Origin of the sequence: Phenylobacterium sp., assembly GCF_030697305.1 — a bacterium.
Lineage (GTDB): Bacteria > Pseudomonadota > Alphaproteobacteria > Caulobacterales > Caulobacteraceae > Phenylobacterium.
The window spans coordinates 1-4,167 of sequence record NZ_JAUYQL010000119.1 but is presented as its reverse complement, the minus strand read 5'-3'; the positions used below and the strand labels follow the sequence as shown (position 1 = coordinate 4,167).

Annotated in this window: 3 protein-coding genes and 1 pseudogene; all 4 read right to left on the bottom strand. The window is 68.0% G+C overall.

Annotated features, from left to right (window positions below; genetic code table 11):
- Window positions 1–532 (bottom strand): annotated as a pseudogene (locus Q8R27_RS12550) (PAS domain-containing sensor histidine kinase); the annotation flags it as partial.
- A 124-nt stretch (window positions 533–656) separates the two neighbouring features.
- Window positions 657–2,096 carry a nitrogen regulation protein NR(I) gene (gene ntrC / locus Q8R27_RS12545; protein WP_305699338.1) on the bottom strand — a complete coding sequence of 480 codons (1,440 nt, stop codon included), beginning with the start codon at window positions 2,094–2,096 and terminating at the stop codon, window positions 657–659.
- Complete coding sequence (locus tag Q8R27_RS12540; RefSeq protein WP_305596619.1) at window positions 2,093–3,214, bottom strand: nitrogen regulation protein NR(II); 1,122 nt, start codon at window positions 3,212–3,214, stop codon at window positions 2,093–2,095. The genes ntrC and Q8R27_RS12540 overlap by 4 nt, the downstream gene beginning before the upstream one ends.
- Window positions 3,211–4,167: tRNA dihydrouridine synthase DusB (gene dusB / locus Q8R27_RS12535; RefSeq protein ID WP_305699337.1), on the bottom strand; the 957-nt coding region annotated here is incomplete at its 5' end. The genes Q8R27_RS12540 and dusB, both read right to left, overlap by 4 nt.

Sequence of the window (4,167 nt, the reverse complement as noted above, 5' to 3'; positions counted from 1 at the left end):
GGAAGGCGTGGTACGAGGCCTGGTCGGCCAGGAAGCGGCTGAAGGTGACCGGGCTCGCCTGCAGCGCCGGCCCAGCGTGGTTGACGTCGGCGGCCATCAGGGTCACGTCGTCGCCGATATAACGCTGCTGATCCTCGACGTAGGAGCGCGCGACGGTGGCGGAATTCTCCACCACGGTCTGGACCCGTTCGCTGAACCAATTGTCGACACCGCGGGTGACCAGCACGCCGTAGAACAGCGCCACGACCACGGCTGGCGCGACGGCGGCCAGCGCGAACAGCATCACGAATCGCAGATGTAGCCGCGCGCCGGCGTCGTCAGCAGGCGCATTACGCAGGATCAGGACCCGAAGGCCGACCAGCGTCGCCAGGGCCAGGATCAGCACCAGGTTGAAGCCCAGCACGGTCATGACGACCGCGCTGACAGGTCCGAGAGGGCCGGTCTCAGGCGGAGACGAGGCGAGCAGGATCGCCAAGCCGGTGAGCGCAGCGGCGATCGCATAGCCGCCGCCCAGCACATACCGGGACTGCAAGACCCGCCAGGCTTTCGCCCCGGGTCCCGTCAGGCTCCGATTCTGATTGAGCAGCAGCGCCATCGCGCTGCGGAGCCTAGGCGATAGTGTGCCTAAAACTCAACAACCATGTGGCTCAGAAGCGTCAGCGTCGGCCGCGACTCATTTCCACACCAAGATCCTGGATCTTCTTGCGCAGCGTATTGCGGTTGAGGCCCAGAATTTCAGCAGCCCGGACCTGGTTGCCGCGGGTTGCCGACAGCGTCAGCTGGATCAGCGGCCGCTCGATCTCCTCAAGCACGCGATCGTAGAGGCCGGCGGGCGGCACGCCGTCAGGCTGCTCGGCGAAATAGCCGCCGAGATGACGTTCGACGAGCTGCGACAGAGACAACGGACCATCTTGCCCAGGCGTCGGCGCCTGGTGCTCGGCGAGCTCGCGCTCGACGATCCGCGCGCTGATCAACTCCTCGGCATAGAGGGCGCAGATCCGCCGGACCAGATTCTCCAACTCGCGAACATTGCCAGGCCAGGCGTGCAGTTTCAGCCGCTCCAGCGCGCTGGCGTCGATGGTTTTTGACGGCAAGCCTTCGCGACTGGCCCGCAGCAGGAAGGCGCGCGCCAGGTCGGGGATGTCCTCGACCCGGTCACGCAGCGGAGGCAGGCGGATCGGCGCGACGTTCAGGCGGAAGAACAGATCCTCGCGGAACAGCCCCTGCTGGATCAGCGCGCGCAGATCGCGATTGGTCGCCGCGATCAGGCGCACGTTGGGCCGGCGACCCGTCTTTGGATTCAGCGCCGGCTCTGAGCCGTCGATCACCCGCAGCAGGCGGGTCTGGGCGTCCAGCGGCATGTCTCCGATCTCATCTAGGAACAGTGTGCCGCCGTCGGCCTCCAGCAACTTGCCGAAGTCGCCTTCCTCGCGGCCGAACAGCTCGGCCTCGACCCGCTCGCGCGGCACCGCGGCCAGGTTGATGACGACGAACTTGCCGTCGCGACGACGTCCCATGTCGTGAAGGGCGCGCGCGACCAGTTCCTTGCCGGTGCCGGATTCGCCCAGGATCAGCACCGTCAGGTCGGCGCCGACCAGGCGCGCGATCGTCCGATAGACGTCCTGCATGGGCCCGGAGCGGCCGATCAGCGGCAGCCGCTCATCGCGCACCGCGCGCGCCTGTGCTTTGGCGGCCTCGGGGTCCGCCGGACGCGCGAGCGCCCGACGCGCTGCAGAGGTCATGTCGTCGAGGTCGAACGGCTTGGGCACATAGTCGAAAGCGCCGATCTCGGCCGCGCTGACCGCGGTCAACAGCGTGTTCTGCGCGCTCATCACGATGACCGGCAGCTTGGGGCGTTCCTTGCGGATGCGCGGCAGGACGTCGAACACGTTCTCGTCCGGCATCACCACGTCGGTGACCACCAGATCGCCTTCGCCGTCGAACACCCACTTCAGCAGGGTGGTGGCGTTGCCCGTGGCGCGGACCTGGTAGCCCAGGCGGGTGAAGGCCTGGCTCAACACGAGCCGGATCGAGGAATCATCGTCCGCGATCAGGATCTTCTTGCTGGCGTTCGCCGCGTTTGTTGCGGTGTTCATGCCTGGACATCCTCTTGCGAAGCGATGGGCAGGAGCACGCGGAACATCGTGCGCCCTGGCTCGGACTCGAAATCGATCAGGCCGCCATGGGCCGCGACCAGCTTGGCGCAGAGTGCTAGGCCGAGGCCCGCGCCATGCGTCTTGGTGGTCACGAACGGCTGGAACAGGCTTTCGCGAAGATGCGGCGGGACGCCGGGGCCGTTATCGATGACCCGTACCTCCAGAGGCGCGCCCCGCAGGGCCTGACCCTTGGCCGCGCGCACCCGCACGCCGTGGCGATAGGCGGTGTGGATGGAGATCTCACCTCGGCCGTCGCCACGCGAATGCGCAGCCTCCGCGGCGTTCTTCACCAGGTTGAGGAACACCTGGATCAGTTGATCCTCGTCGCCGAGCGTCGGCGGCAGAGAGGGATCGTAGGCTTCGCGCAGACCCAGGCCGTCGGCGACGCCGTTGGCGGCGAGAGCCCGCACGCGATCCAGCACTTCGTGGATGTTGACGGCGCTGCGCTGCGGCGGCGCGTCGTCGGAGAAGGCTTCCATCCGGTCTACCAGACGGCGGACGCGATCGGTCTCGTCGACGATCAACTGGGCCAGTGGCGCATCGTCCGCCTTGGCGCCAGCCTTGAGCAACTGGGCGGCGCCGCGGATTCCGGCCAGCGGGTTCTTGATCTCATGCGCCAGCATCCGTCCGAGGCCGACGATGGAACGCAAACCCGCAACTTCGACGCCGCCACGCTCGGCGCCCAGGCCGCCAGCCTTCACATGCAGCGTGAGCAGCACCGCGCCGTCGCCCAGGGGCGCGGCCGCGCCGTCCGCCTCGAAGCGCGGAAGGCCGAATAGATTGATCTCCAGCCCCCGCTCGCGAACCTTGCCGCCTTCCTCGATGGCGCGGTTAAGCAGAGAGACGAGCGCTGAGCCCGGCGGGAGCGCGGCTCGGAAGCGCCCGCGCGCCAACAGGCCCAGCCCCTGGCCGAACAAGGCCTCGGCCGCCTCATTCACCGCGACCAGCGCCCCCTCCCCGTCGACCACCAGGGCCGGTTCCGGGCTGAGGTCGAAGGCGGCGGACTTCAGGACCTCCAGATCAAGCGCCGAAGAGCGGATATTTGACCGGCCGTTCATGCCGCCAACCTCGTTTGCGGGTCGCGCCAGAGCGCGACCAGGTTGCGTTCGACCTCTCCGGGATCCTCCATGCGGCAAAGCGCGGAGCGAGCGCTTCGACGGGCCTCGGCCTCGTTGGGCCAGGGCGCATTATCGATGTATGCGGCCAGGTGCTTGCGGAAGATCCGCACCCCCAGCCGATCACCATAGAACGTGACGCTAGCACGGAAATGGTCGAGCGCGATCCCGAGCCGCGACTCGGCGTCCGGCGTCTCGAAGGCTTCCCCATTCAGTTCCGCTTCGATCTGCGCAGCGATCCACGGTTGCCCGTAAACGCCACGGCCGATCATCACCGCATCCGCGCCACTGGCGGCGAGCGCCACGCGAGCGCTGGCTGCATCGTTCACGTCGCCGTTGACGATCACCGGTATCGAAACTTCCGCCTTCACCGCGCGGACCGCGGCCCAATCGGCGCGACCCTTGTAGAATTGATTGCGGGTGCGTCCATGCACCGTCACCGCACGCGCGCCGCGCTGTTCCGCGCGCTGGGCGAACTCCGGGGCGTTCCTGGACGCATCGTCCCAGCCCAGGCGCATCTTCACCGTCACGGGCACATCCACAGCATCGACAGCGGCGGCCACCAGGCTCTCGGCGGCGTCGAGATCGCGCATCAGGGCCGAACCGCACGAGGCGCCGATGACCTCTTTGGCCGGACAGCCGAAGTTGAGATCGATGATCTGCGCCCCGGCGGCGGCGGCCATCCGAGCGCCCTCGGCGATGTGTTGCGGGTCAGCGCCGACCAGCTGGACCACCATCAGCGGCAACCCCTCTCCGACGGCGGCGCGGCGCACCACGTCGGGCCGGCCCCGGGAAAGTTCGGCGCAGGCGACCATTTCGGTCGCGACGTAGGCCGCCCCCAGCCGGCTTGCAGCCAACCGGAATGGCAGGTCGGATACGCCGGTCATCGGCGCGAT